This window comes from Xanthomonas sp. NCPPB 1132, assembly GCF_056629235.1.
In genome coordinates this window covers 2,034,472-2,061,429 of record NZ_CM152819.1, presented here as the reverse complement: position 1 = coordinate 2,061,429, position 26,958 = coordinate 2,034,472, and the positions used below count along the sequence as shown (strand labels likewise).

Genomic DNA, 26,958 nt, shown 5'->3' with positions numbered 1-26,958 from the left:
CTGTGCGGCGCCAGATCCGGGCGCCTGCGTCGAGGAGCGATTTTTCGGTCGCTCAGTCCGATGGGGCACCATGCGCAGAGGCGCCCTTCGGTCGCGCGAAGGGCGCTATCGGGAAGGCCTGTCGCGGCTGAAGCCGCTCCTACGGGAGAGGTGCTGCCCGCTCCGATCTCGACCGGGAGAGCGTGCCGGCGCGGTACCTGCGTGCACCGGCAAAAGGGGAAGGAGCGGCTTCAGCCGCGACGGGCGAAGACGCGATGCGCCCCAGGCAGCATCGCGTCGGGACTGAAGTCCCTCCCACAACAGGTGCTTGCACTTGGCATGGCCGGCTCGGGCAAGCGTGTCGTGCTGCCCCGCCCGGATCAACGACAACGCATCGCCCGGGACAGCAAAGACCAGCGGCTCAACGCCCGGTCTTGATCTCCGTCCACAGGCGGGTGTACAGCTTGTCCACCTCGGGCGGGTTGATCGAGTAGGTGAACATCTTCGCGGCCACTTCCGGCGGCGGATAGATGGTGGGGTCGTTGCGGATCGCCGCGTCCACCAGCGGGGTCGCCTGCGGCACCGGGTTGGCGTAGTGGATGAAGTCGGTATTGGCCGCGGCCACCTTCGGCGTCAGCAGGTAGTTGATGAACGCGTAGGCGTTGTCCGGATGCTTGGCGTCCTTGGGAATGGCCAGCATGTCGAACCACTGCGGCGCGCCTTCCTTGGGAATCGAATAGGCCACGTGCACGCCGTTCTTGGCTTCCTCGGCGCGGTCGCGGGCCTGGATGATGTCGCCGGACCAGCCCACCGCCAGGCAGGTGCTGCCGTTGGCCAGCGAGGTCACGTACTGCGAGGAGTGGAAGTTCTGCACGTACGGGCGGATGCGCTTGATCAGCGCCGCGGCCTGCTCGATCTTGGCCGGATCGGTGCTGTGCGGATCCTCGCCCAGGTAGTGCAGCGCGATCGGGATCAGGTCGGAGGGTGTGTCCAGCAGGGTCACGCCGCAATCCTTGAGCTTGGCCAGGTTCTCCGGCTTGAACACCAGGTCCCAGCTGTTGGCGATGTCGGTGCTGCCGAACGCAGCCTTGACCTTGTCGACGTTGTAGCCGATGCCGGTGGTGCCGACCATGTACGGCACGCCGTACTTGTTGCCCGGATCCTGCTGCGCGATGCGCTGCATGATCTGCGGATCGAGATTGGCCAGGTTCGGGATCTTGCTCTTGTCCAGCGGCAGGAACACGCCTGCCTGGATCTGTCGGCCGAAGAAGTTCAGCGTCGGCACCACCACGTCGTAGCCGCTGCCGCCGGCCAGCAGCTTGGTCTCCACCATCTCGTCGCTGTCGAAGACATCGTAGGTGACCTTGATGCCGGTCTGCTTCTCGAAGTCGGGAATCGTGTTCTCGGCGATGTAGTCCGAGTAGTTGTACACGTTGAGCACCTTCGCCTCGCCCTGCCCCGCCTTGTCCGCGTCGCCGCCGGAACCGCCGCAGCCGGCGAGCAGCGCAGTGGCCAGGGAAAGAGTGAGCAGTCGCAAGGTCATGGCAGGTCTCCGCGGGTCCATGGGCAAGAGGGGGAAGGATCGGCGCCGCGCGCCGGTCCGGGGGACGGTCCAGACTACCCAGCGCCGGGCTATTTGCCCAGGGCCTGCGCGGTGTCCTCCAGCGCCCGCCAGGCCTTGTCGAACAGTTCGTCGACCTGGGCGCGGCTGAGGATCAGCGGCGGCGACAGCAGCATCGCATCATTGGTGGCACGCAGGATCAGGCCGCGGCGCAGCGCGTTGTCGCGACACAGCGCGCCGACCTTGCCGCGCTCGGGGAAGGAGTGCCGGCGCGGCTTGTCCGGCACCAGCTCGAGCGCCCCGATCATGCCGACGATGCGCGCCTCGCCGACCAGCCGGTGCTCGCCCAGCTCGGCCCAGCGCTGCGCCAGGTACGGCGCGATCTCGCTGCGCGCGCGTTCGACGACGCCCTCGTCCTGCAGCAGGCGCAGGTTCTCCAGCGCCACCGCCGCGCATACCGGGTGGCCGGAATAGGTGCAGCCGTGCGCCAGTTCGCCGCCCTGCTCCTTCAGTACCGTGGCCACGCGCGTGCCGAACATCGCCGCCCCGAGCGGGATGTAGCCGGAGGTGATGCCCTTGGCGATGGTCATCACGTCCGGCTGAAAGCCGAAGTGCTGCGACCCGAACCATTCGCCAGTGCGGCCGAAGCCGCAGATCACCTCGTCGGCGACCAGCAGCACGTCGTAGCGGCGGCAGATGCGTTCGATCTCCGGCCAGTAGCTGCGCGGCGGGATGTACACGCCGATCGCGCCCATGATCGGCTCGCCGATGAACGCAGCGACCCGCTCCGGCCCCAGTTCCAGGATCTTGTCCTCCAGCCTGCGCGCGGCCAGCAGCCCGTATTCCTCCGGGTCCATGTCGCCGCCGTCGCCGAACCAGTACGGCGGATCGATGTGGTGGATGTCCGGGATCGGCAGACCGCCCTGGCGATGCATGCCCTTCATCCCGCCGAGGCTGGCGCCGGCCATGGTGGTGCCGTGGTAGCCGTCGTGGCGGCCGATGAAGATGCTCTTCTGCGGCTGGTCCTGCACGGCCCAGAAGTGCCGCACCAGGCGCAGGATGGTGTCGTTGGCCTCGGAGCCGGAGTTGGTGAAGAAGGCATGGTCGAGGTCGCCCGGCGCCAGTTCGGCGAGCTTGGCGGCCAGGCGGATGGTGGGTTCGGTGGTGCACTGGAAGAAGCTGTTGTAGTACGCCAGCTGTTCCATCTGCCGCGCGGCGGCCTGGCCCAGTTCCTTGCGCCCGTAACCGACGTTGACGCACCACAGGCCGGCGAAGGCGTCCAGCAACTGGTTGCCGTCGGCATCCCAGACGTAGGCGCCGTCGCCGCGGGTGAGGATGCGGGTGCCTTTCTGCGCCAGGGCGGCGTTGTCGTTGAACGGGTGCAGGTGGTGCGCAGCATCCAGGTCCTGCAGGGCGCGCGTTTCGATCGGGTCCATGTCCACTCCAATGTTGTTACCAAGGCCGCAACGCGGCCAAGCTTTGCTGTTGCTGTTGCTGTTGCTGTTGCTGTTGCTGTTGCTCTTGCTGTTGCCGTCGCTTTTGACTTGCCGGGTTCCCTTCCGAAGCGGCGGCCAGCCCGGGGAAAAACCCCGAAGGGGCGGCGCACATGGATGTGCGCCGTTCGCGGCAGGGGCAGGATGCCCCTTCCGCGAATCCCCGGGGTGGACACGGACCCGGAGCGCGTTAGCGCGGAGGGCGCGAGGCAGGGTGTGCTTTCTTTTGGTTACTTTTCTTTGCACAAGCAAAGAAAAGTGACTCGCCGCTAGGCGAAAGCTTTGCTCTTGCTCTTGCTCTAGCTGACGCGGAGGCGGCCGCTGAATCGTAGGAGCGGCTTCAGCCGCGACAGCGAGAGCCAATTGTGTCTGTCGCGGCTGAAGCCGCTCCTACAGATATTCTCGTCCGACAGAAAAATTTCAATCAACAGCAATAGCAACGGCAAAAGCTTTAAAGGCTTTCGCCCTTGCGGGCGAGTTACTTTTCTTTGCTCGCGCAAAGAAAAGGTAACCAAAAGAAAGCGCGCCCTGCCTTCGCGCCCTCCGCGCTGCGCGCTCCGGGTCCGCGTCCATCACGGGGATCCGCGGAAGGGGCATCCTGCCCCTGCCGCGGACGGCGTACATCCATGTACGCCGCCCTTCGGGTGTTTCCCCGCGATGGCCGCCGCTACGGAAGGGAACCCGGTAAATCAAAAGCCAAAAAGCAACAGCAGAAGCAACAGCAACAGCAACAGATGAAGCGGGAGCAGAAGCGGAAGCGGCAAGATCGAAGCAGCGTCGAGGAGTACGAACGACTGCGCAGCAGCCCAACCACAACAGCCAACAGCAGCTCACACGTTCAACAACAAAAACTCCCGCTCCCACGAACTGATCACCCGGAAGAACGTCTCGTACTCCTTGCGCTTGACCGAAATGTACGCCCGCACGAAGCGCGGCCCCAGCAACTCCTGCAACGGCGCGCAGCGCTCCAGCTCGTCCAGCGCCTCGCCCAGTGAACGCGGCAACTGATAGCCCATCTCCTTGCCGCTGCCGGTGGTCGGCTCGGTCGGCTCGAGCTTCTCGCGGATTCCGAGCAGGCCGCAGGCCAGCGTCGCCGCCATCGCCAGATAGGGATTGGCGTCGGAACCGGCGAAGCGGCTCTCCACGCGCATGTTCTCGATCGTGTCGATCGGCACGCGCAGGCCACAGGTGCGGTTGTCGAAGCCCCACAGCACGTTGCTCGGCGACACCTCGCCGAACATCAGCCGCCGGTAGGAATTGACGTTCGGCGCGAAGAACGCCATCGCCATCGGCACGTACTTCTGCAGGCCCGCCAGGTAATGGGCGAAGGTGCGGCTGTACTCGCCGGCACGGCGGCCGCTGAAGACGTTCTTGCCGTGCTTGTCCACCAGGCTCTGGTGGATGTGCATCGCACTGCCCGGCTCGTTCTCCATCGGCTTGGCCAGGAAGGTGGCGTAGACGCCGTGGCGCAAGGCCGCCTCGCGCATGGTGCGCTTGAACAGGAACACCTGGTCGGCGCGCGACAGCGCATCGTCGTGGGTGAAGTTGACCTCCAGCTGCGCCGCGCCGGATTCGTGGATCAGCGTGTCCACATCCAGTTCCATCGCGTCGCAATAGTCGTACATCAGGTCCAGGATCGGGTCGAACTCGTTGACCGCATCGATCGAGTACGACTGCCGCGCCGTCTCCGGGCGCCCGGAGCGGCCGGCCGGCGGCAGCAGCGGGAAGTCCGGATCGGTGTTCTTCTGCACCAGGAAGAATTCCAGCTCCGGCGCCACCACCGGCTTGCAGCCGATCGCCGCATACGCCGCCAGCACGCCGCGCAGCACGTTGCGTGGCGCCAGTTCGTGCGGCTTGCCCTCCTTGGTGTAGCAATCGTGGATCACCTGCGCAGTGGGGTCAGCGGCCCATGGCACCATGCGCACCGTGTCCGGGTCCGGACGCAGTTGCATGTCCGAATCCGACGGCGAGGTCAGGTCGTAATAGTCGTCTGGGTAATCGCCAGTGACGGTGGTGGCGAAGATGCCCTCGGGCAGCCGCGTGCCGTAGTCGTGCGAGAACTTGGCGGCAGGAATGATCTTGCCGCGGGCGTTGCCGGTGATGTCCGGCACCAGGCATTCGACCTCGGTGATGTGGCGTTCCTTGAGCCAGCGCCGCAGCGAGCTTTCCTGCTGTTCCGGCGTGTGCTTGCGCGATCGGGGTCGACTGGCCATGGGACTCAGTGCCTGCGGGTGGCCGCATAGTGGCGACAGGCGTCGCCGAAGGATTGGAAGATGCCGAGATAGAACGCGTCGTCCAGCACCCGCCACTCCGGATGCCATTGCACGCCCAGCAGGAAGCCGGGGCCGATGCCGCGGAAGGCCTCGATCAGGCCGTCCGGCGCCAGCGCCTCGACGATCAGGTCGCCGCCGAGCCGGGCCACGCCCTGTCCGTGCAGCGAGTTGACCCGCACCCGGTCGCGGCCGGCGATCTCCTCCAGCCAGCCGCCGTGACTCAGCGTCACCTCGTGCGCCGGCGCGTACTGCGCCTCCAGCGGTGCCTGCGGATCCTCGCGATGATCGGACAGCCCCGGCTGCGCATGCACCTTCTGGTGCAGGGTGCCGCCGAGGGCGACGTTGATCTCCTGGAAGCCGCGGCAGATCGCCAGGATCGGCAGGCCCAGCGAGATCGCCTGCGGAATCAGGTCCAGCGTGTTGGCGTCGCGCGCCGGGTCGTGCAGGTTGCCGAGCCAGCTCGGCTCGTCGCTGTAATGATGCGGTTCGATATTGCTGACCGCACCGGTCAGCAGCAGGCCATCGAGCCGGGTCAACCACGCGCGGGCATCGACCGGCGGCTGCAGCGACGGCAGCAGCACCGGGGTCACCCCCGCACCATCGACGGCGGCGCGCAGATACTTCTCGCCCGCGGCCAGAAACGGATGCTGGCCGATGAGCTTGCGGTCGGTCGGCACGCCGACCAGGGGCGATACGGCCATGCGAAGAACTCGTGTGGCGTCGTCGCAAGTTACCGCGGGCGTTTTATTTTTACAACACGACGCACTGCGGAACGCGGCACAGACTGCATGCGCGGCGCCCCACGTTACGCACGCAACGCCGTGAAATCTTGCCGCAGCGTGACGACAGTGCGGCCGACCGTTGGCACAGCGCGCCCCGCGGCCGTTGAGTATTCTTGACGCCATGGCGCTCTGCTAAGCTCGAACCACTCCCGCAGTCCGCCGCGATGACCCGCATGCACGATGCTCCGCTGCTGCCCCCGGACGACGCCCAGACCCTGCAGCGCATCGCCGGCTGCGAGCAGATCGACCTGCTGCTGCCGGACTGCAATGGCCTGCTGCGCGGCAAGCGCATCGCCCGCGATGCGTTGGACAAGGTCTACCGCAACGGGGTGTGCCTGCCGATGTCGCTGATCGCCACCGACATCACCGGCAACACCGTCGAGGAAACCGGGCTCGGCTACGACATCGGCGACGAGGACCGGCTGTGCTTTCCGGTGCCGGGCAGCCTGCGGCCGGTGCCGTGGGCGCCGGTGCCGTCGGCGCAACTGCTGCTGACGATGCAGGACGGCGCCGGCGGCGCGCTCGACTTCGCCCCGCGCCAGGTGCTGGCGCAGGTGCTGGCGCGGCTGCAGGCACGCGGGCTGACGCCGGTGATCGCGGTGGAACTGGAGTTCTACCTGTTCGATCCGCACGCCGATGCGCACGGCCGCCCGCAGCCGCCGCTGCACGCCCACAGCGGGCTGCGCAGCGACAGCACCCAGGTCTATTACATGCAGGAACTGGACGACCAGCGCGGCTTCACCGACGCGGTCGCGCAGGCCTGCCGCGCGCAAGGCATCCCGGCCGACACCGCGGTCGCCGAATACGCGCCGGGCCAGTTCGAGATCAACCTCAAGCACCGCGCCGATGCCCTGGCCGCCTGCGACGATGCGGTGCTGCTCAAGCGCGCGATCAAGGCGATCGCGCAGCAGCAGGGCCTGCTCGCCAGCTTCATGGCCAAGCCGTTCGCTGCGCAGTCCGGCAGCGGCCTGCACCTGCACGTGAGCCTGCTGGACGGTGCCGGCGACAACGTGTTCGCCTGCACCCCGCAGGCGCCGGCCACGCCCTTGCGCCATGCCATCGGCGGACTGCAGCACAGCGTCGAGGACTGCCTGCTGCTGTTCGCCCCGCACGCCAACAGCTACCGGCGCTTCGTCGCCAACGCCTTCGTCCCGCTCAACGACAGCTGGGGCTTCAACAACCGCACCGTGGCGATGCGGGTGCCGCACAGCGATCCGGCCAACACCCGCATCGAACACCGCATCGCCGGCGCCGACGCCAATCCCTACCTGGTCGCCGCGGCGGTGCTGGCCGGCATCGAGCACGGCCTGGCGCAAGGTCTCGATCCGGGCCCGCCGACGCAGGGCAATGCCTACGCCCAGCACCCCGCACGCGAGCCGGACTGGCGCGGCGCGATCGCCCGTTTCCTGGACAGCGATTTTGCCGCCACTTACTTCGGCACGCGCTTCCGGCATATCTACGGCCAGCAGAAGCGCCGCGAGCTGCTGGATTTCCAGGCGCAGGTCAGCGATGTGGACTATCGCTGGTATTTGCGCACGGTTTGAAGGCTGGGAATCGGGAATGGTGAATCGGGAATCGAAAGCAGGCACCGCGAATGCGCCTGCAGCCCGGCGCGTGGTGTGCCTGGGTCATCGCAACGGTTCGCCACCATGACCAACGCTTCTCCGATTCCCGATTCCCAATTCCCGACTCCCGGCGCGTCCTGGTACCTCGACAGCGCCGCACCGTTCCCGAAACAGGAACCACTACGAGGCCGGGTACGCGCCGATGTGTGCATCCTCGGTGCCGGCTATACCGGGCTGAGTGCGGCGTTGGCCTTGGCCGAGGCGGGGTATCGGGTGGTGGTGCTGGAGGCGCAGCGGGTCGGCTGGGGCGCGTCCGGGCGCAACGGCGGGCAGGCCATCGTCGGTTACGGCTGCGAGCAGCACACCCTCGAAGCCCTGCTCGGCCAGGACGATGCGCGGCTGCTGTTCGATTTCTCGCGCGACGGCATGCACCTGCTGCGCAGCCGCATCGCCCGCCACGGCATCGCCTGCGACTGGCGCGACGGGCATGCGCACGTGGCGATCAAGCCGCGCCAGGAACGCGCCTTGCGTGCCGGCATCATCGAGATGGCGCAGCGCTACGACTATCCGCTGCAATGGTGGGACCGCGCGCAGTTGCAGTCGCAGTTGCGCAGCCCGCGCTATCTGGGGGCGATGTACGACGCCGCCAGCGGCCACCTGCATCCGCTGGAGTACGCGCGCGGCCTGGCGCGGGCGGCGCTGGCTGCCGGCGTACGCATCCACGAGCAGACGCCGGTCACGCAGCTGCTGCGCGGCGCGCGGCCGATCCTGCGCAGCGCGCACGGCGAGGTCGAGGGCGAGTTCGCCATCCTCGCCGGCAATGCCTGGCTGCGCGGCATCGCCCCGGAGCTGGAATCGCGGATCATGCCGGTCGGCACCTACATCGGCGCCAGTGCGCCGCTGGGCGAGGCGCTGGCCCGCGAGCTGATCGGCAACGACATGGCGGTGGCCGACGTCAACTGGGCGCTGGACTACTTCCGCCTCAGCCGCGACCACCGGCTGCTGTTCGGCGGCCGCGCCAGCTATTCCTCGCTGCCCCCTCCAGGCCTGCGCGGGGTGATGACCCGGCGCATGCGCCGGGTGTTCCCGCAACTGCGCCGGGTGGAGATGGAGTCGGTGTGGGGCGGCTACGTCGACATCACCCGCAACCGCGCCCCGCACTGGGGCCGGCTGACCCCGAACGTGTACTTCGCGCAGGGCTTCTCCGGCCACGGCGTGGCCGCCACCGGCCTGGCCGGCGCGGTCATCGCCGCGGCGATCGGCGGACAGGTGCAGCGGCTGGACGTGTTCGCGCGGATTCCGCACGCACCCTTCCCCGGCGGCCGCCTGCTGCGTACGCCGCTGCTGGTGGCGGCGATGTCCTGGTACAAGCTGCGCGACGCGCTGTGGTAGCCGTCGGGCCACCCTCAAGTTTGCGCGCGCGCGGCCGCTAACCGGGTTCCACCCCTGGATTGCCGCCCGCGAGGCCTGCATGTCGCACCCGTTGTCGATCGCCCCGATCGCCCCCGACGGCAGCCCCGCACAGCAGCGCATCCTGCTGGTGGAAAACTCGCGGACCTTCACCGACCTGCTGCGCGCGGCGATCGCGCAACGGGTCGAACTGCCGGTCGTGGTGGTCTCCACCCTGGCCGAGGCGGCCGCCGCGCTGGACGACGGCGGCTCCTGGTTCCTGGCACTGACCGGGCTGGTGCTGGCCGATGGCGACCGCGACGCCGTGGTGGACTTCTTCGTCGCCCGCGGCCTGCCCACGGTGGTGGTCAGCGGGGTCTACGACGAAAGCCTGCGCAAGCGCATCCTGACCCAGCAGATCATCGACTTCGTACTGAAGAACGCGCCGGACAGCATCGACTACCTGGCCTGGCTGGTGCAGCGGCTGGCGCGCAACCGCGCCATCACCGCGCTGGTGGTGGACGACTCGCCGTCGGCGCGCGCCTACGCCGCCTCGCTGCTGAAGATGTATGGCTACCGCGTGGTCGAGGCCGCCGACGGCGCCGCCGGGCTGCGCGCGATCGAGGCCAACCCATCGATCCGCCTGGCGGTGGTGGATCAGGAGATGCCGGGCATGGAAGGCGTGGAATTCACCCGCCGGCTGCGCACCTTGCGCGCACGCGACATGCTGGCGGTGATCGGCCTGTCCGGCAACAACGATCCCTCGCTGGTGCCGCGCTTCCTCAAGAACGGCGCCAACGACTTCCTGCGCAAGCCCTTCTCGCGCGAGGAGTTCTTCTGCCGGGTCTCGCAGAACGTGGACCAGCTGGAGCTGATCGGCACGCTGCAGGACCTGGCCACGCGCGATTTCCTCACCAGCCTGCCCAACCGCCGGCACTTCCTCGAACAGAGCCAGCGCATGCTGCCACAGTGGCTGGCGCGGCAGGAACCGGTCAGCGTGGCGATGCTCGACATCGACCACTTCAAGCACATCAACGACACCTGCGGCCACGAGGCCGGCGACGAGGCGCTGCGTGCGGTCGCCGCGACCCTGGCCGCGCACGCGCGCCCGCAGGACATGGTGGCGCGCTTCGGCGGCGAAGAGTTCTGCATGCTGGTGCCGGGCCTGGACGCAGCCGCGGCCACCGACTACTTCGAGACCCTGCGCGCGCGCATCGCCGACCTCAAGATCCCGCTGGGCACGCAGACCCTGCGCCTGACCATCAGCATCGGCGTCAGCAGCAGCGGCCCGCAGCGGCAGGCCCTGCATCCGCTGCTGACCGAAGCCGACAAGTATCTCTACCTGGCCAAGGCCGGCGGCCGCAACCGGGTCGAATGCGCGCCGCCGCCGGAGCAGGCGCTCAGCGACGCGGCCGCCTGATCGCCAGCAGCGCCAGCAAGGTCAGCAGCGCCGCCGCGCTGAGGTAGTAGCCCACCCAGGGCAGGCCGTACTGCTTGGCCAGCCACACCGCGACATACGGCGCCGGTGCCGCGCCGACGATGCCGGCCAGGTTGAACGCCAGCGAGGCGCCGGTGTAGCGCACCGGCACCGGGAACAGTTCGGCCAGCAGCGTGCCGCAGGGGCCGTAGGTCAGGCCCATGAAGAAGAAGCCCAATGCCAGGAATGCCAGCACCTGCCAGGGCTGCCCGGCCTGGAACAATGGCGCGAACAACAACCCGAACGCGACGATCGCCACGCTGGCCACCAGCATCGCCGGGCGCGTGCCACGACGGTCGCCATACCAGGCCGACAACGGGATGCCGGCGGCGAAGAACAGGATGCCGACCATCTGCAGCAGCAGGAACTGCTCGCGGCTGTAGTGCAGCGTCTTGGTGCCGTACTGCAGCGCGAACACCGTCATCAGGTAGAACAGCACGAAGGTCGCCAGCACCGCGAACGTGCCCAGCAGCGTTGCGCCGATGTGCTGCGACAGCACCGTCTGCATCGGCAGGCGCACGCGCTCGTTGCGGTCCAGGGCGCGCTGGAAATCCGGGGTCTCGTGAATGCGCAGGCGCACCCACAGCCCGGTGATCACCAACAGGGCGCTGGCGACGAACGGAATGCGCCAGCCCCAGTGCAGGAACTGCGCCTCGTCCAGCAGCGCGCCCAGCAGCAGGAAGATGCCCGAACACAGCAGGAAGCCGAGCGGTGCGCCCAACTGCGGGAACATGCCGTACCAGGCGCGCTTGCCCGGCGGCGCGTTCTCGGTGGCCAGCAGCACCGCCCCGCCCCACTCCCCGCCCAGGCCCAGGCCCTGGCCGAAGCGGCACAGCACCAGCAGCGCCGGCGCCCACAAGCCGATGCGCCCGTAACTGGGCAGCAGGCCGATCAGCACGGTGGACAGGCCCATGGTCAGCAGCGCTGCCACCAGGGTGGCCTTGCGCCCGATCCGGTCGCCGAAATGGCCGAACAGCGCCGACCCCAGCGGCCGCGCGACGAAGGCCACGGCGAAGGTCGCCAGCGACTGCAACTGCGCCGCATCGGCATCGCCTTCGGGGAAGAACAGCTTGGGGAACACCAGCACCGCGGCGGTGGCGTAGATGTAGAAGTCGAAGAACTCGATGGTGGTGCCGACCAGGCTGGCCAGCAGCACGCGACGCGGCGAATTGACGGGCGGAACGGGAGACGCGGCAACGGTCATGGAGGCGACATCGACAGGCAATCGGTCGATTCTGGCAGATCGGCGCCGAGGCGACGCGCTTGGTTGCGCCGGCAACGGTCACCGGCGCGGCGCCTCACGTCACGCAGGCCCGCGCGCGCCCGCCCTGCTTGGCCAGATACAGCTGCGCATCGGCCTGCGCCAGCAACTGTGCGGCGCTGGTCTCGGCCTGGGGCAGCGCCACCGCACCGCCCAGGCTGATGCTCACGCATGGCCCCAGCGGCGAAGCCGCGTGCGCCAGTTGCAGTTCGGCGACCCGCTGCAGCATGCGCTGCGCCACCTCGCGCACGCCCTCAGCCTCGCTGCCCGGCAGCAGCGCCACGAACTCCTCGCCGCCGTAGCGGGCCAGCAGATCGTGCGGACGCAGCACGCAGCCGGCCAGCGCCTGGGCGACGGCGCGCAGGCAGCCGTCGCCGAGTTGATGGCCGTAGTGGTCGTTGTAGCGCTTGAAGTAGTCCACGTCGATCATCAGCGCCCCGCAGGGCTTGCCTTCGCGCAGGCAGGCCTGCCAGTGCGTGCCCAGGGCCTCGTCGAACCGGCGGCGATTGGCCACCCCGGTCAGCCCATCCAGCAGCGCGACCTCGCGCAACAGGTCGCTCTGCAGTTTCATGATCAGATGGTTCTGCACCCGCGCCCGCACCACCACCGGCTGCACCGGCTTGCTGATGAAATCGGCGCCCCCGGCCTCCAGCGCGGCGACCTCATCCTCCGGCGCATCCTGCCCGGTGACGAACACCACCGGAATGTCCGCCGTCACCGGGTCGGCCTTGAGCCGGCGGCAGACCTGCAGGCCGTCAAGCTCCGGCATCATCACGTCCAGCAGCACCAGGTCCGGCGGCTGCTGCTGGCACAAGGCCAGGGCGCGCGCGCCATCCAGCGCCATGCTGACCTCGCAGGCATCGCGCAGCAGTTCGTGCAGCGCGTGGATGTTGATCGGCTGGTCGTCCACGATCAGCACGCGCGGGCGTCGTCCCTGCGGGGCGAGGCGTCGGTAGGCAGCGAAATCGCTCATGGGGAAGCGGTCTCCAACAGGGTGTTCAGGGTGACGAGGGCGTCGTCGAAACGCAGCGCCTGCACCTGCTCGCGCAACCGCAGCGCGTCGCCGGCCTGGGCGCCGGCGATGGCCGGCGGTGCCTGGGCCAGCAGGGTCAGCGCGGCCAGGTCGGATTGACGCAGCAGCGGTTCCAGCGCACGCAACCACGGCTGCAGGGGCGCTTCGCTCATGGCGTCCGTCGCGGCAGGCGGCGTGGGCGTGCGCAGCGGCGCGGCCGCGGCGCGCAGCGCGTCCAGATCCTGCGCGGCCACCGCGTGCAGCGCCGCCAATGTCGCCGCTGCGTCGGGCAGCTGCCCGCCGCGTGCGTCCTGCTCCAACACGGCGGCGGCCTGCGCCAGGTTGGCAGCCCCCAGCGTCGCCGCGCTGCCTTTCAAGGCATGTGCGGCATCGGCGCTGGCGCCGGCATCGCCCTGCCGCAACGCCTCGTCGACCCGCTGCAGCAGCGTGCGATGCTCTTCGGCGAAAGCGTCGAGCATGCGCACGAACAGGCCGGCGTTGTTGCCGAACCGGGCCAGGATCGTATCGAGCGCCGCCGGTGCAGGCCGCGCCGGCTGCGGGGCCGGCTGCGGGGCCGGCGCGGCCGGCGCAGCGGCACGGCCGCTCAGGCGCAGCAGCGCTTCCACCATCTGCTCCAGATCGATCGGCTTGCCGATATGCGCGTCCATGCCCGCCGCCAGGCAGGCATCGACGTCGTCCTGCGCAGCGTTGGCGGTCATCGCCAGGATCGGCAGCCGCGCGAAACGCGCGTCGGCGCGGATGCGCCGGGTCGCTTCCAGGCCGTCCACGCGCGGCATCTGCATGTCCATCACCACCACGTCGAAGACCTGGCCGCTCTCGCGCACGCACTGCACGCCGGACAGGCCGTCCTCGGCCAGCGCCACCTGCGCGCCCTCCGCGCACAGCAGTTCCTCGGCCACCTGCCGGTTCAGCGCATTGTCCTCGACCACCAGCACGCGCAGCCCGGGCAGGCGCGCCACACGCTGCGGCACCGTCGCTGGCGCGGCGATCCTGGCGCCGCCGTTCCAGGCCCGCTCCAGCGCTTCGATCACCTGGCACGGCGTCACCGGCTTGACCAGGTGATCGGCGAACGGCGGCGACACGTGGCCCTGCGTCTGGCCCAGCAGTTCGCTCTGGTAGGCGGTCAGCATCAGCACTAGCGGCGGCACGGCGCACATCGCGCGCAGTTGCGCCGCCGCGGTGACGCCGTCGATGCCGGGCAGGCGCCAGTCCATCAGCACGGCGTCGTAGCGAGCACCCTTGCGCTCGGCCGCGAGCACATGCGCCACGGCCTCCTCGCCGCTGGCGACGCCGTCCACCCGCCAGCCGCATGCGCCCAACGCATCGATCAGCACCTCGCGCACCAGCGCGCTGTCGTCGACGACGAGCACATGCCGCGGGCGCGCGCAGCCGCATCCAGTACCCGCCTCGGCGTTCGCGTCCAGCGCCAGCGGCAGGTCGAACCAGAACCGGCTGCCCTCGCCGAGCACGCTGTGCACCTGCAGCTCGCCGCCCATCATGCCTATCAGGCGCCGGCTGATCACCAGGCCCAGGCCGCTGCCGCCGAAGCGGCGACTGATCGAGGCCTCGGCCTGGGTGAAGCTGTGGAAGATGCGCTGCTGCTGCTCGGCACTGATGCCGATGCCGGTGTCCTCCACGATCATGCGCAGGGTCACCGCCTGCGCCTGCCGCTGCAGCAGCTCCACGCGCAAGCGCACATGTCCGTGCTCGGTGAACTTGAGCGCGTTGCCGGCCAGGTTGATCAGCACCTGCTGCAGACGCAGCGCGTCGCCGATCACCCGGTCGGGGATGCCGCGATCGAGCTGGTAGACGATCTCCACTTCCGGCCGCTGGTGATTGCCCGCCAGCACCACCGCCAGGTCGCGCAGCAGTTCCTCGATGCGGAACGGATGCAGGTCCAGCTGCAGCTTGCCAGCCTCGATCTTGGAGTAGTCGAGAATGTCGTTGAGCAGGCTCAGCAGCGACTTGCCGGCCTTCTGCGCCTTGCCCACGTAGTCGTCCTGGCGCGCGTCCAGCGCGGTGCGCTGCAGCAGCTGCAGCATGCCCAGCACCGCGTTCATCGGCGTGCGGATCTCGTGGCTCATGTTGGCCAGGAACGAGGACTTGGCCTGACTGGCCTCGTCGGCGCGCGCCTTGGCCTGGCGCAGTTCCTGCTCGGCCTGCAGTTGTGCGCTGATGTCGCGGTTGATGCCGATGACCCGGGTGACCCGGCCCTGCGCATCGCGCTCGGTGTGCGCGCCGGCCTGGATATGCCGCAGGCCGCCGTCGCTGCACTGCACCCGGAACACCGGGTCGTAGACCGTCCCGTGCGCCACCGCCGATTGCAGGCTGGCCTCGGTCATCGCGATGTCGTCGGGATGCACCTTCACCCGCCAGTCGGCATAGCGCAGGCCGCGTTCGCGCAGCGCTGCAGGCCACTCGTACAGCTCGTACATGCGCTCGTTGCATTCCAGCGCGTCGTCGCCCGGGGTCCAGGTCCATATCCCGAGTTCGGCAGCGTCGGCCGCCATCGCCAGTTGGTCGCGGGCGCGCGTCAGCGCCTGGCGCTGGCGGTGCCGATCGGTGATGTCGGCGATGACGCCGACCAGCAGGCATTCGCCGTCGATCCACATCGTACCGAGGCTGATCTCGATCGCGAACGCGTCGCCATTCTTGCGCAGCGCCTGCAGTTCGCGGGCGCTGTCGACGCGCTCCGGCCACGCGCCCGTCGGCGGCACGTCGGCCGCCATCGCCGCGTGCAGGCTGGACGCCGCCTCGGGCATCAGCCGGCTGACGTCCTCGCCGACCAGTTCGTCGGCGCCATAGCCGAACACGCGTTCGCCGGCGCGATTGACCGAGCGTACCTTGCCGCGCGCGTCGAAGGTGATGATGGGGTTGACCGCGGTGTCAAGGATCGCCTGGGTCAGGGCCATGCTGCGCGCCAGCGAGCGCTCGGCCGCCTGCCGTTCGCTGATGTCCAGGGCGATGCCCAGGTAGCCGGAGAGTTCGCCCTGTGCGGTGCGGATCGCCGTCACCACAAGGCTCACCTGGCGGGTCGCGCCGTCGCGGCGCACATATGTCCACTCGCAGGTATCGGCGCCATCGCGCTCTGCCTTTTCCACGAACACGCGGAAGCCTTCCACCGGATGCCCCAGCTCGGCGGCCAGCATCGCGCCGCGGGCGGCCACCTCCTCGGCCAGGTGGAACGCGCCAGGCGTCAGCGTGCCGACCACGTCCTCGCGGCGGTAACCGAGCAGGCGCTCGGCGCCGGTGTTGAACAGGGTGATGGTGCCGTCGCGGTCGGTGGCGATGATCGCCACTTCCGAGGCGGCGCTCAGCACGCCTTCGAGCATCGCGGTGCTGCGGCTCAACTCGGCGGTCCGCGCCGCCACCTGGCTTTCCAGGGTCGCGTTCAAGGCCAGGATCTGCGCCCGCGCGGCCTTTTGCTCGGAGATGTCGCGCACCGTCTTGGACGCACCGATCGGCCGGCCTTCGGCGTTGTAGATCGGCGATACGCTGACCAGCACGTCCAGCAGGCGTCCGTCGGCATGCCGGCGCACGGTTTCGAAGTACGGCACGTCCTCGCCGCGTCCGATCCGCCGCAGCACCGATTCCTCCTCGTGCATCAGTTCCGGCGGCACGATCAGCTCGCCCAGCCGCCGCCCCATCGCTTCGGCCTCGCTGAAGCCGAACAGCTGTTCGGCGGCCCGGTTCCAACTGGTGACCACGCCCTCGAGCGTCTTGCCGATGATGCCGTCGGCGGAGCTTTGCACGACGGCGACCAGGTTCGCCTGGTCGCGGGCGATCTGCCGGCGCCGCACGCGGTTGCTGCACAGCGCGAACGCCAGCGCCGACGCCAGCACGCTCAGCACGGCGCCCAGCGACAGCGCCGTGCGCAGCGACCACGGCGTGTTGGCCGCCAGGAATGCCGGCCCCGCGGTCACGCGCAGCTGCCAGCGCCGCCCCATGACCTCTCGCTGCAGCGCCACCACCGGCGCCGGCGCGTCGGTCGGCTGCGCCGCACTGGCATAGAAGGTGCCCGCATCGGCGGCATCGAGGTCGCGCAATGCCAGCCCCGACCATCGCGGATCCGGATGCAGGGCCTGCATCATCTGCGACATCAGCAGCGGCGCATAGGTCCAGCCAAGCAGCTCGCGCTGGCGTTGCGCTGGCGCGGCGGGCGTCGCGCCATCGCGGTACACCGGCAGCAGCATCAGGAACGACTGCGCACGCTGCGCGCCGGCCTGCACCAGGGTGATCGGCGCGGACAGCCGTGGCGCACCGCTGTCCGCGGCCGCCTGCGCGGCGGCGCGGCGGGCGGACTCCGAGGCGATGTCCAGGCCGACCGCGGCAGCATTGTCCGCCAGCGGCTCGATGTATTGGATGACGAACCGGTCGCCAGCGTGCGGCGCCAGCTGGCGGATGCCGAAGCCCGGCCGTCCTTCCGCGCGCGCAGCGGCGACGAAGGCGTCCTGCCCGGTCTCGGTGACGCGGCGGATGAAGCCGAAGCCGCGCGCGCCCGGAAACTCCGTGCGCAGGTCGCGACTGCGCGTATAGCGTTGCACCTGCGCCTGGCTCAACCCATCGCCGGCGGTCAGCACCACGCCGCGCATCCCGCGCAAGCCGTATTGATAGCGGTACAGCACCTCCTCGATCTCGTCGAAGGTGGCGCGCGCATGCGCGGCGAGCTGCGCCTGCACATGGCGTGCATTGGCCCGATGCAGCTGCACGGCGACGATCGCCGTCGCCGCCATTCCCAACAACAGGACGCTGCCCGCCCAGTAGAACGGCCAGCGCGTGATGCGCCGCTTCGCCATGCGTGTCCCCGGTGCGGCATCGGCGGCTGCCCACGGCAGCGCGACCGACGCCCGACGTGCCTTCCGCCCGGCATGACGCGGAAGCTGCAGTCGTTGCTGGCGTGATCGGCGTGGGCCGGGCGAACTTGACCGTCGGCGGGCGCGAATGCCGCCCGAAACGCGAGAAACCAAGGGCTTTTCACGCATGCTGTGGTGAACATCACAGGCCATGCCGGGCGTTTCCCGCAGCGTCGCGCGACGCCAGCAGCTCGCCGGGCAGCGCTGTCTGTCGACGCCGCACGGCGAGGCAGAGACGGCGCGCCTGCAGATTCAGTCGTGCCCGACCTCCGCATGCAGCGTCTGTGCCGCCGCCCGACCGGCAGCGGTCAGCACCGCCAGCTCGCGCTCGCCCGCCCGCTCCACCCGCACCCAACCCGGCCCGGCCTGCCCGACCAGTTCGGCATCGCCGAGCCAGGCCAGGGTGCGCAACAGCACGCTCATGCGCACCTCCAGGCGCTTGCACACGCGGGCCAGTGCCATGCCCTCCGGCGCCTCGGCCAGCAGGTGCAGCAGGCGCGCGGTCAGCAGTGGATCAGCGGACAAGCGCGACTCCGATGTCGCGCGGGGCCGCTGCGGTGGCGTCGGCCAGATGCGCGGTGACTACCACCGGAATCGACTTGGAGGTCGGCGTGCGCGCCTCGTCGGCGAAGCTGGACAGCGGTACCAATGCGTTGGTTTCGGGGTAATAGGCCGCCAGGCAGCCGCGCGGGATGTTGTATTCGACCAGCATGAAGCGCTTGGCCTGGCGCGGCACGCCGTCCTCGCACAGGCTGTGCAGGTCCACCCAGTCGCCGGCGCGCATGCCCAGGTCGGCGATGTCGGCGGCGTTGATGAACAGTACCCGGCGCTCGCCGAACACGCCGCGGTAGCGGTCGTCCAGGCCGTAGATGGTGGTGTTGTACTGGTCGTGCGAGCGCGTGGTGGCCAGGGTGAACACCAGTTGCCCCGGGTGCTGGCGGCGCGCGCGGTGGATCGGGTTGTCGGTGGGCACCGCATGCACCTTGAACACCGCGCGGCCTTCGGGCGTGTCCCACACGCGATCGCGCGCGCCGTTGGACAGGCGGAAGCCGCCCGGCACCCGCACCCGCGCATTGAAGTCGGCGAAGTCGTCGAACATCTGCCCGATCAGGTCGCGGATGCGATCGTAGTCGGCCACCAGCCAGCGCCAGCGCACCGCACTGCGCGCGCCGAGCGTGGCCTCGGCCAGGCCCGCGACGATCGCCGGCTCGGACAGCAGGTGCGGCGAGGCCGGCGGATTGATGCAGCCGGACAGGTGCACCATGCTCATCGAATCCTCGACGCTGACGTGCTGCGGCCCGCCCTCCTGGATGTCGATCTCGGTACGGCCCAGGCACGGCAGGATCAGCGCGTCGCGGCCGTGCACCAGATGGCTGCGGTTGAGCTTGGTGGTGACGTGCACGGTGAGTTCGCAGCGACGCAGTGCGCGATGGGTGGCGTCGGTATCGGGCGTGGCGGTGGCGAAGTTGCCGCCCATGGCGAAGAACACCTTGGCGCGGCCGTCGGCCATCGCCTCGATCGCGCCCACGGTGTCGTAGCCGGGCGCGCGCGGCGGGGCGAAGCCGAACACCGCCTGCAGCCGGTCCAGGAACGCCTCCGGCGGCTTCTCGTAGATCATCATGGTGCGGTCGCCCTGCACGTTGCTGTGGCCGCGCACCGGGCAGGCGCCGGCGCCGGGACGGCCCAGATGGCCGCGCAGCAGGAGCAGGTTGGCGATCATCTGGATGGTCGCCACCGAATGCTTGTGCTGGGTGATGCCCATGCCCCAGCAGGCGATCAGCCGCTCGGCCTTGAGGTAGATCTCGCCGGCCTTGCGCAGCGCGGCCTCGCTCAGCCCGGATTCCTCGACGATGGTGTCCCACGGCTCGGCCGCGACCTCCGCGGCGAAGGCCTCGAAGCCGACGGTGTGGCGTTCGATGAACTCCAGGTCCAGCAGCCGCGGCTGGCCGCCGCTGGCCGCTTCGGCGTCACGCTCCAGCACGTGCTTGATGATGCCCTTGACCGCCGCCAGGTCGCCGCCGATCTTGAGCTGGAAATAGTCCGAGGAGATGCGCGTGGAGCCGTTGTGCAGCATCTGCAGCTTGTCCTGCGGATCGGCGAACTTCTCCAGGCCGCGTTCGCGCAGCGGATTGAACGAGACGATCGCCGCGCCGCGCTTGGCCGCCTGGCGCAGTTCGCCGAGCATGCGCGGATGATTGGTGCCGGGGTTCTGGCCGAAGATGAAGATCGCATCGGCCAGTTCGAAATCCTGCAGCGATACGGTGCCCTTGCCGACCCCGATCTGCGCCTTGAGCGCGGTGCCGGACGGCTCGTGGCACATGTTGGAGCAGTCCGGGAAGTTGTTGGTGCCGAACTCGCGCACGAACAGCTGGTACAGGAAGGCGGCCTCGTTGCTGGTGCGGCCGGAGGTGTAGAAGATCGCCTCGTCCGGCGACGCCAGGCCATTGAGATGCCGGGCGATCAGCGCGAACGCCGCGTCCCAGTCGATCGGCACGTAGTGATCGGTCTCGGCGTCGTAGCGCAGCGGCTGGGTCAGCCGGCCCTGCCCCTCCAGCCAGTAGTCGCTGTAGCGGGCCAGTTGCGCGACGCTGTGCTGGGCGAACAGTTCCGGAGTGGCTCGGCGTGCGGTGGATTCGGCGGCCACCGCCTTGGCACCGTTCTCGCAGAACTCGAAGGTCGAGGTGTGGTCGCGGTCGGGCCAGGCGCAGCCGGGGCAGTCGAAGCCGTCGGGCTGGTTGGCGTGCAGCAGGGTCTTGGCGCCCTGCACCGCCACGTCCTGCTCCATCAGATGCTTGGCCACGGCGCGCAACGCGCCCCAACCGCCGGCCGGTTGCGTGTAGGGCTGGATGGTCTTCTTGCTCATGCGGGCTCTCCGGCGGGTTCGGTCTGCGCTAGGCGCTGCGGATGGCTGTAGACGACGTAATCGTGATCGCGGGCGAAGCCGATCAGGGTCAGGCCGGCGCTGTCGGCGAGCGCGATGGCCAGCGCGGTGGGTGCGGAAATGGCGGCCAGCAGCGGGATGCCGGCCTGGGCGGCCTTCATCGCCATTTCATAGCTGGCACGGCTGGTGACCACCGCGAAGCCGGCGCCCGGGTCGAGGCCGGTGCCGGCCAGCGCGCCGATCAGCTTGTCCAGCGCGTTGTGGCGGCCGACGTCCTCGCGGATCAACTGCAGCTCGCCCTGCGCATCGGCCCAGGCCGCGGCATGGGTCGCGCCGGTGAGCGCGTTGAGCGTCTGCCGCGCGCGCAGGTCGCACAGCGCCCGGGCCAGCGCCTCGGCCGCGATCGGCACGCCGGCCGGCACCGGACGCGGCGTGCGCAGCACCGCCTCCAGCGACTCGCTGCCGCACACGCCGCAGCCGCTGCGCCCATCCAGGTTGCGGCGCCGAGTCTGCAGCGCGGCGGCCTGGGCCGGCGGGATCCGCAGGCGCAGCGACACACCTTCCAGATAGGTTTCCACCGCCTCGATGCGCAGCTGCGCCGGCGCCGCGACGATGCCCTCGCTGAGCGAGAAGCCCAGCGCGAAATCCTCCAGGTCTTCCGGCGTGGCCATCATCACCACGAACGGCGTGTCGTTGTAGGCGAACGCCACCGGCACCTCGGCCGCGACCAGGTCCTGGGCGATGGCCGTGCGCCCGCCGCGGTGGCGACGCACGCCGCGCGCGACCGCACCTGGCCTGGATGACGCACCCGAATACATCGCGACCCTCCGGACTCAGTGGAACAGCACGAACGCCTTCTGCAGGGTGACCCAGATGCCCCACAGCATCGGCACCCCGACCGCCAGCCAGGCCAGCACCAGCCACAACGGGTTGCCGCCGCGGCCGACCTGCGCCAGTTGCGCCGCGTCCGGCGCCGTCTGGCCGCTGCCGCCGACCCGCTCGTGCGCCAGCCGCTTCTCCGTCGCCAGTTCCTCCGGCGTCATGAAGTGCCTGGCCGCGACCGGCCGTACCAGCAGGTTGCAGATCAGGCCCAGCACCAGCATCCCGGCAAGGATGTACATGGTGGTGTTGTACACCTGTGACGGCGGCACGCCCATGCCCAACTGGTACTCGCGCATGTAACCCACCACCACCGGGCCGAGGATGCCGGCGGTGGCCCAGGCGGTCAGCAGGCGGCCGTGGATGGCGCCGACCATCTGCGTGCCGAACAGGTCGGCCAGGTAGGCCGGAATGGTGGCGAAGCCGCCGCCGTACATCGACACGATCACGCAGAAGATGCCGACGAACAACGCACTGCCGCCGAACTTGCCGGCCCACGGCGCGGCCGCGTACAGGGCGATGCCGAGCACGAAGAACAGCGAGTAGGTGTGCTTGCGGCCGAGCTTGTCGGACATGCTGGCCCAGAAGAAGCGCCCGCCGATGTTGAACAGGCTCAGCAGGCCGGTGAAGCCGGCGGCGATGGCGGCGATGGCCGCCAACTGCGTGGTGTCGAGGCTGGCGAAACCGGCATCGACGCCGATCAGGCGGCCGCCGAACACTTCCTGCAGCATCGGCGAGGCCATGCCGATCACGCCGATGCCGGCCGACACGTTCAGGCACAGCACGCCCCACAGCAGCCAGAACTGCGGGATGCCCCAGACCTTGCGCACGTGCACGTGGTGGGCGGTGATCATGGCATTGGCGCTGGCCGTCGGCGCGGTCCAGCCGGCCGGGGTCCAGCCGCTCGGCGGCACCCGGTAACCGAACGCGCCGGCCATCATGAACACGAAATACAGCCCGGCCATGACCAGGAAGGTTTCCTTCACGCCCACCGAATCGGGGCCGGCGAAATGCCGCATCAACGCGTCGGCCAGCGGGCTGCCGATCATCGCGCCGCCGCCGAAGCCCATGATCGCCATGCCGGTGGCCATGCCGCGGCGGTCCGGGAACCACTTGATCAGCGTGGACACCGGCGAGATGTAGCCCAGCCCCAGGCCGATGCCGCCGATCACGCCCGAACCCAGCCACAGCAGCCAGATCTGGTGCAGGTGGATGCCCAGCGCCGAGATCACCAGGCCGCCGCACCAGCACAGCGCCGCGACCACGCCGGCCTTGCGCGGGCCGGCGCGTTCCAGCCAGCCGCCCCACAGCGCCGCCGAGCAGCCCAGCAACACGAAGAACAGCGTGTACATCCACTGCAGCTCGCTGATCTTCCAGTCGCAACTGGCCGAGACGATGCGCGCCAGGAAGCCCATGTCGGGCGGACAGGCCACCGCCGCGGTGACGCCCAGCGCCTTGGACAGCGGCAACCAGAACACGCTGAAGCCGTAGGCCATGCCGATGCACAGATGGATGGCCAGCGCCGCCGGCGGCACCAGCCAGCGATTGAACCCGGGCCGGGCGACGATGCGTTCCTTCGAGAGCACGCCGGCGTGATCGGCCGGCACGGAGCCAACGATGCGGTGCGGTTCGTTCATGCAGTTGTTTCCTCCGAGACGTGGCCCCCTGGTTGCGGTGGAGCGCCTGTGGCATCTCCACCCTGCCGCTTGCTGAACGGCGCCATAACGAGCGACCGGACGGACCGAGGGTATTACAAAACGCGCAGCGCCGCCGCGCCCGCCAGCATACGACCGCCGTGCGCTGGCGCACGAGGGCGGACGTGTGCCCCACGATCCACCAGCGCACAGAACGCTGGTCGATGCGTGGTTCCGCTCCTGCAAGCCGGTCGGTTAGGCTTGCGCCCCCTTCGCCCGCGAAACGTCCATGCCCGTCCTGTCCCGCCTCGGCGTCGCCGCCACCCTGCTGCTCGGCAGCCATCTCGCCCATGCGGCCGACCTCCCCGCCGACGTGCTGCGCCAGGTGCCGGCCGGCTACCAGCCATTGGCGCAGTTGCAGCCGATCTCGATGGCGACGGCCGCGCCGACTACCTGCTCGCGCTGCAGCAGCGCGGCGAGGCGCAACGCGATCCGGCGCCGGCCCGACCGTTGCTGATCTTCGTGCAGCAGGGCGATGGCCACTACCGGCTGGCGGCGCGCAACGACCGGGTGATCCTCAAGCGCGACGAGGGTGGCCAGTGCGACCCGTTCACCGATGGCGAGGACCCCCTCGCCGTCAAGGGCCGCTATTTCACCTTGCAGAACGGGGTCTCCTGCGGCCAGCACTGGACCGACTTCATCACCTTCCGCTACGACGCACAGCGCAAGCAGTGGCTGTTCCACAAGCGCATCCAGGAGCGCTGGAAAATGAACCCGAATCCTGCGCCCGACGCCGAGGCGCTGGTCAAGGACGGCGACCAGGTGCAGTCGGCCGATCCGCGGCATCCGGTCGATTTCGCCGCTTACGTTCCGCGCTGAAGCCGCAAGGCGCGGCGTCCCGTCGGCGCGCCCGCGACATCGTGGCGTGTCGCCGACCCTGGCGGCGACGCACCGCACACCGCACATGGCCAATGCCGCGTCCGAATGCGGCCAGCACGATATCAGCGCGAACGGCACGCTGCGCGCTCCATCCGTTCCCGGAGCCGCCATGTCCAGCTTCCGTTGCGTCGGCCTGCCCGCCGCCCAGTTCGCCCCCCTGTTCGACCTCGACGACGCGCACCTGCAGGCGCGCCACGCGCGGCGCCTGCGCGCCGACAGCGCGCTCGGCTATCCGTGCAGGATCAGCCTGGAGGACGCGCGGCCCGGCGAGGAACTGCTGTTGCTGCACTACCTGCACCAACCCGCGCAGACGCCGTACCGCGCCGCCGGCCCGATCTACGTGCGCCGCGACGTCGCCACTGCCACGCCAGCGCCGGGCGAGGTGCCCGATGCCATCGTCCGCCGCCTGATCTCGCTGCGCGGCTACGACGCCGACGACATGTTGATCGCCGCCGACGTGCAGCCCGGCGAGCGCATCGCCACCGCGATCGCCTGCGCCTTCGCCGACCCGCAAGTGCGCTACCTGCACCTGCATCATGCGCGGCAGGGCTGTTTTGCGTGCCGGGTGGAGCGGGAGCCGGGATTGGGGAGTCGGGATTGGGGATGAGTGGCTGCGCCGCGACCTGGAACACCCCCGGCGTTGTAGGAGCGGCTTCAGCCGCGATGAGCGTTACCGGGAAAGCCCGTCGCGGCTGAAGCCGCTCCTACGGCAGCCACAACCGCCGCCGCGCTTTTCACCAATCCCCAATCCCGACTCCCCAATCCCCGCTCCCGGCTACTCACCCAGCTTGATCCAGGTCGCCTTCATTTCCGTGTACTTGTCGAACGCATGCAGCGACTTGTCGCGGCCGTTGCCCGATTGCTTGTAGCCGCCGAACGGGGCGGTCATGTCGCCGCCGTCCCAATCGTTCACCCACACGCTGCCGGCGCGCAGCTTGCGCGCCACGCGGTGCGCGCGGCCGATGTCGCGGGTCCACACGCCCGCCGCCAGGCCGTAGTCGCTGTCGTTGGCCATGCGCAGGGCGTGCGCCTCGTCGTCGAAGGCGATCACCGACAGTACCGGGCCGAAGATCTCCTCGCGGGCGATGGTGTGTTCGTGGCCGACCTCGTCGAAGATGGTCGGCTCCACGTAGCAGCCGCCGGGCACCACCTCCACGCGCTTGCCGCCGAGCAGCAGGCGCGCGCCTTCGGCGTTGCCGCGGGCGATGTAGTCGAGCACGCGGTGGGTCTGGGTTTCGTCCACCAGCGCGCCCATCGCCGCGTCGTCGTCGAACGGATGCCGCGGCTGCAGCGCGCGGCCGGCGGCGACCACGCGTTCGACGAAGGCATCCTTGATCGAACGCTCCACCAGCAGGCGCGAGGCCGCCGTGCAGACCTCGCCCTGGTTGTAGAAGATCGCCGCGGCCGCCGCCTGCGCCGCCTGCTCCAGGTCCGGCGCATCGGCGAACACCAGGTTCGGGCTCTTGCCGCCGCACTCCATGTACGCGCGCTTCATGTTCGACAGCCCCGCGCACTGCAGCAGGCGCCGGCCGACCGCGGTGGAGCCGGTGAACACCAGCCCGTCCACGTCCATGTGCAGCGCCAGCGGCTCGCCGGCGCCCTTGCCGAAGCCGGGGACCACGTTGAACACGCCGTCGGGGATGCCTGCCTCGGCGACCAGTTCGGCCAGGCGCAGCGCGCTCAACGGCGATTTTTCCGACGGTTTGAGCACCACCGAGTTGCCTGCGGCCAATGCCGGAGCGATCTTCCACGCCGCCATCAGCAGCGGAAAATTCCACGGCACGATCGCGCCGACCACGCCCAGCGGCTCGCGGGTGATCAGGCCCAGTTCGTCCTGTCCGGTCGGCGCCACTTCGCCGTACAGCTTGTCCACCGCCTCGGCGGTCCAGGACAGGCAGCGCACCGTCGCCGCCAGGTCCACCGCGCGCGCATCGCGCACCGGCTTGCCCATGTCCAGCGATTCCAGCAACGCCAGTTCGTCGGCATGGCGTTCGACCAGTTGGGCCAGCGCCAGCAGGGTCTTCTTGCGCTGCGCTGGCTTGGCCTGCGACCAGTGCCCGGCCTCGAAACTACGCCGCGCCGCGGCCACCGCGCGGTCGATGTCCGCGGCCTCGCCTTCGGCCACGTGGCCGAGCAGGCGCCCGTCGATCGGGCTGACGCAGTCGAAGGTCTTGCCGCTGGCAGCGTCAACGTAGCGGCCGTCGATGAAGGCCTGGGTCCGCGGACGCAGCGTGTCGGCCAGGGCCTGCCAGGCATCGCGGGTGCGGGGTGCGGTCATCGGGAACTCCTGCGGCGGCGGAAGGATCGGAAAGACGCGACGGCGGGCGGCGCGGCGCGCATGCGATTCAGAAGGTGGCCGGCGTGTTGGCGCTGACCAGCACCGCGGTGTCGCGGCCGACGTTGCGGAACCGGTGCGGCACCCGGCTTTCGAAATAGTAGCCCTCGCCGGCGCGCAGTACCCGTACCTGGCTGCCGACGGTGATCTCCACCTCGCCGGCCACCACCACCCCGCCCTCTTCGCCGTCGTGCACCAGCATCGCGCTGCCGGTGTCGCTGCCCGGCGGCATCACCTCGCGCAGGATGCACATCTGCCGCTGCGGGCGATGCTGGCCGACCAGGTAGTAGTGGATGCCGTCGCTGCCGACGTCGGGCAGTTCGTCGGCGCGGTAGAACGGCGCATCGGCCTCGCCCGGGTCCAGGTCCTGGGTGAAGAATTCGGCCAGCGAGATCGGGATGCCGTCCAGCACCTTCTTCAGCGAGCTCACCGACGGGCTGACCTTGTTCTGCTCGATCAGCGAGATGGTGCTGTTGGTCACGCCCACCCGCTTGGCCAGCTCGCGCTGGCTCAGGCCATGGGCGGTACGAACCCGATGCAGGCGGGCGCCGATGTCCATCGCGGGGGAACGCCGGTGACGGTGTTGCCGGATACTTTACACACCCGCCCCGGACGGTCAATTTC

General features: G+C 69.5%; 19 protein-coding genes. 6 read left to right on the top strand and 13 right to left on the bottom strand.

Annotation, left to right across the window (positions count from 1 at the left end; translation table 11 throughout):
- Positions 1-400: 400 nt before the first annotated feature.
- The 4 genes from AC1G9L_RS08705 to AC1G9L_RS08690 form a co-directional block, all read right to left on the bottom strand.
- Positions 401-1,522, bottom strand: coding sequence for an extracellular solute-binding protein (locus AC1G9L_RS08705; RefSeq protein ID WP_019801649.1), 1,122 nt, complete (start codon positions 1,520-1,522; stop codon positions 401-403).
- 89 nt (positions 1,523-1,611) lie between these two features.
- Entirely contained in the window at positions 1,612-2,976 is a 1,365-nt protein-coding gene (locus AC1G9L_RS08700) for an aspartate aminotransferase family protein (protein WP_481070729.1), read from the bottom strand.
- An 887-nt stretch (positions 2,977-3,863) separates the two neighbouring features.
- On the bottom strand, positions 3,864-5,246 hold the full coding sequence (locus AC1G9L_RS08695) for a glutamine synthetase (protein ID WP_019801651.1): 1,383 nt from the start codon (positions 5,244-5,246) through the stop codon (positions 3,864-3,866).
- 5 nt (positions 5,247-5,251) lie between these two features.
- Positions 5,252-6,007, bottom strand: coding sequence for a gamma-glutamyl-gamma-aminobutyrate hydrolase family protein (locus AC1G9L_RS08690; protein ID WP_010343931.1), 756 nt, complete (start codon positions 6,005-6,007; stop codon positions 5,252-5,254).
- A gap of 245 nt (positions 6,008-6,252) precedes the next feature.
- Here AC1G9L_RS08690 and AC1G9L_RS08685 point away from each other — a divergent pair, with 245 nt between their 5' ends.
- The 3 genes from AC1G9L_RS08685 (at position 6,253) to AC1G9L_RS08675 (ending at position 10,462) form a co-directional block, all read left to right on the top strand.
- Positions 6,253-7,632 (top strand): glutamine synthetase, encoded by a 1,380-nt coding sequence (locus AC1G9L_RS08685; protein ID WP_019801652.1) that lies wholly within the window; start codon positions 6,253-6,255, stop codon positions 7,630-7,632.
- Between the two features lie 105 nt (positions 7,633-7,737).
- Positions 7,738-9,045 carry an NAD(P)/FAD-dependent oxidoreductase gene (locus AC1G9L_RS08680; RefSeq protein WP_481070727.1) on the top strand — a complete coding sequence of 436 codons (1,308 nt, stop codon included), beginning with the start codon at positions 7,738-7,740 and terminating at the stop codon, positions 9,043-9,045.
- Positions 9,046-9,124: 79 nt separating this feature from the next.
- Positions 9,125-10,462 (top strand): diguanylate cyclase, encoded by a 1,338-nt coding sequence (locus tag AC1G9L_RS08675; protein ID WP_019801654.1) that lies wholly within the window; start codon positions 9,125-9,127, stop codon positions 10,460-10,462.
- Here the strand turns inward: AC1G9L_RS08675 and AC1G9L_RS08670 are convergent.
- The 7 genes from AC1G9L_RS08670 to AC1G9L_RS08640 form a co-directional block, all read right to left on the bottom strand.
- The gene (locus AC1G9L_RS08670) at positions 10,443-11,723 is read right to left on the bottom strand and encodes an MFS transporter (protein WP_371181604.1); all 1,281 of its coding nucleotides are present in this window, start codon (positions 11,721-11,723) and stop codon (positions 10,443-10,445) included. The genes AC1G9L_RS08675 and AC1G9L_RS08670 overlap by 20 nt on opposite strands.
- 94 nt (positions 11,724-11,817) lie before the next feature.
- Positions 11,818-12,753, bottom strand: coding sequence for a diguanylate cyclase domain-containing protein (locus AC1G9L_RS08665; RefSeq protein ID WP_481070725.1), 936 nt, complete (start codon positions 12,751-12,753; stop codon positions 11,818-11,820).
- Positions 12,750-17,609 carry a PAS domain S-box protein gene (locus tag AC1G9L_RS08660; protein WP_481070723.1) on the bottom strand — a complete coding sequence of 1,620 codons (4,860 nt, stop codon included), beginning with the start codon at positions 17,607-17,609 and terminating at the stop codon, positions 12,750-12,752. The genes AC1G9L_RS08665 and AC1G9L_RS08660 overlap by 4 nt, the downstream gene beginning before the upstream one ends.
- A gap of 309 nt (positions 17,610-17,918) precedes the next feature.
- Positions 17,919-18,191 carry a hypothetical protein gene (locus AC1G9L_RS08655; protein ID WP_019799302.1) on the bottom strand — a complete coding sequence of 91 codons (273 nt, stop codon included), beginning with the start codon at positions 18,189-18,191 and terminating at the stop codon, positions 17,919-17,921.
- Entirely contained in the window at positions 18,181-20,529 is a 2,349-nt protein-coding gene (locus AC1G9L_RS08650; RefSeq protein WP_019799303.1) for an FdhF/YdeP family oxidoreductase, read from the bottom strand. Before AC1G9L_RS08650 ends, AC1G9L_RS08655 begins: the two co-directional genes overlap by 11 nt.
- The gene (gene fdhD / locus AC1G9L_RS08645) at positions 20,526-21,365 is read right to left on the bottom strand and encodes a formate dehydrogenase accessory sulfurtransferase FdhD (RefSeq protein WP_481070721.1); all 840 of its coding nucleotides are present in this window, start codon (positions 21,363-21,365) and stop codon (positions 20,526-20,528) included. The genes AC1G9L_RS08650 and fdhD overlap by 4 nt, the downstream gene beginning before the upstream one ends.
- 15 nt (positions 21,366-21,380) lie before the next feature.
- Positions 21,381-23,063, bottom strand: a complete 1,683-nt coding sequence (locus tag AC1G9L_RS08640) for an OFA family MFS transporter (protein WP_481070720.1) — start codon at positions 23,061-23,063, stop codon at positions 21,381-21,383.
- 286 nt (positions 23,064-23,349) lie between these two features.
- Here AC1G9L_RS08640 and AC1G9L_RS08635 point away from each other — a divergent pair, with 286 nt between their 5' ends.
- The 3 genes from AC1G9L_RS08635 to AC1G9L_RS08625 all read left to right on the top strand — a co-directional run bounded on the left by AC1G9L_RS08635 (position 23,350) and on the right by AC1G9L_RS08625 (position 24,606).
- Positions 23,350-23,577, top strand: coding sequence for a hypothetical protein (locus AC1G9L_RS08635; RefSeq protein ID WP_019802564.1), 228 nt, complete (start codon positions 23,350-23,352; stop codon positions 23,575-23,577).
- A complete protein-coding gene (locus AC1G9L_RS08630) occupies positions 23,571-23,939 on the top strand; it encodes a hypothetical protein (protein ID WP_019802565.1) in 369 nt (122 codons plus the stop codon). Before AC1G9L_RS08635 ends, AC1G9L_RS08630 begins: the two co-directional genes overlap by 7 nt.
- A gap of 169 nt (positions 23,940-24,108) precedes the next feature.
- Positions 24,109-24,606, top strand: a complete 498-nt coding sequence (locus AC1G9L_RS08625; RefSeq protein ID WP_481070718.1) for a DUF1203 domain-containing protein — start codon at positions 24,109-24,111, stop codon at positions 24,604-24,606.
- Between the two features lie 168 nt (positions 24,607-24,774).
- On the opposite strand, the gene AC1G9L_RS08620 is transcribed toward AC1G9L_RS08625, so the two are convergent.
- On the bottom strand, positions 24,775-26,277 hold the full coding sequence (locus AC1G9L_RS08620; RefSeq protein ID WP_019802567.1) for an aldehyde dehydrogenase family protein: 1,503 nt from the start codon (positions 26,275-26,277) through the stop codon (positions 24,775-24,777).
- Positions 26,278-26,344: 67 nt separating this feature from the next.
- Positions 26,345-26,893 carry a cupin domain-containing protein gene (locus tag AC1G9L_RS08615; RefSeq protein WP_010343946.1) on the bottom strand — a complete coding sequence of 183 codons (549 nt, stop codon included), beginning with the start codon at positions 26,891-26,893 and terminating at the stop codon, positions 26,345-26,347.
- Between the last annotated feature and the right edge of the window lie 65 nt (positions 26,894-26,958).

Bases quoted from the DNA above. Each gene is read 5' to 3' on its own strand.
- AC1G9L_RS08705 (WP_019801649.1), bottom strand. From the start codon at position 1,522: ATGACCTTGCGACTGCTCACTCTTTCCCTGGCCACTGCGCTGCTCGCC.
- AC1G9L_RS08700 (WP_481070729.1), bottom strand. From the start codon at position 2,976: ATGGACCCGATCGAAACGCGCGCCCTGCAGGACCTGGATGCTGCGCAC.
- AC1G9L_RS08695 (WP_019801651.1), bottom strand. From the start codon at position 5,246: ATGGCCAGTCGACCCCGATCGCGCAAGCACACGCCGGAACAGCAGGAA.
- AC1G9L_RS08690 (WP_010343931.1), bottom strand. From the start codon at position 6,007: ATGGCCGTATCGCCCCTGGTCGGCGTGCCGACCGACCGCAAGCTCATC.
- AC1G9L_RS08685 (WP_019801652.1), top strand. From the start codon at position 6,253: ATGACCCGCATGCACGATGCTCCGCTGCTGCCCCCGGACGACGCCCAG.
- AC1G9L_RS08680 (WP_481070727.1), top strand. From the start codon at position 7,738: ATGACCAACGCTTCTCCGATTCCCGATTCCCAATTCCCGACTCCCGGC.
- AC1G9L_RS08675 (WP_019801654.1), top strand. From the start codon at position 9,125: ATGTCGCACCCGTTGTCGATCGCCCCGATCGCCCCCGACGGCAGCCCC.
- AC1G9L_RS08670 (WP_371181604.1), bottom strand. From the start codon at position 11,723: ATGACCGTTGCCGCGTCTCCCGTTCCGCCCGTCAATTCGCCGCGTCGC.
- AC1G9L_RS08665 (WP_481070725.1), bottom strand. From the start codon at position 12,753: ATGAGCGATTTCGCTGCCTACCGACGCCTCGCCCCGCAGGGACGACGC.
- AC1G9L_RS08660 (WP_481070723.1), bottom strand. From the start codon at position 17,609: ATGGCGAAGCGGCGCATCACGCGCTGGCCGTTCTACTGGGCGGGCAGC.
- AC1G9L_RS08650 (WP_019799303.1), bottom strand. From the start codon at position 20,529: ATGAGCAAGAAGACCATCCAGCCCTACACGCAACCGGCCGGCGGTTGG.
- fdhD (WP_481070721.1), bottom strand. From the start codon at position 21,365: ATGTATTCGGGTGCGTCATCCAGGCCAGGTGCGGTCGCGCGCGGCGTG.
- AC1G9L_RS08640 (WP_481070720.1), bottom strand. From the start codon at position 23,063: ATGAACGAACCGCACCGCATCGTTGGCTCCGTGCCGGCCGATCACGCC.
- AC1G9L_RS08635 (WP_019802564.1), top strand. From the start codon at position 23,350: ATGCCCGTCCTGTCCCGCCTCGGCGTCGCCGCCACCCTGCTGCTCGGC.
- AC1G9L_RS08625 (WP_481070718.1), top strand. From the start codon at position 24,109: ATGTCCAGCTTCCGTTGCGTCGGCCTGCCCGCCGCCCAGTTCGCCCCC.
- AC1G9L_RS08620 (WP_019802567.1), bottom strand. From the start codon at position 26,277: ATGACCGCACCCCGCACCCGCGATGCCTGGCAGGCCCTGGCCGACACG.
- AC1G9L_RS08615 (WP_010343946.1), bottom strand. From the start codon at position 26,893: ATGGACATCGGCGCCCGCCTGCATCGGGTTCGTACCGCCCATGGCCTG.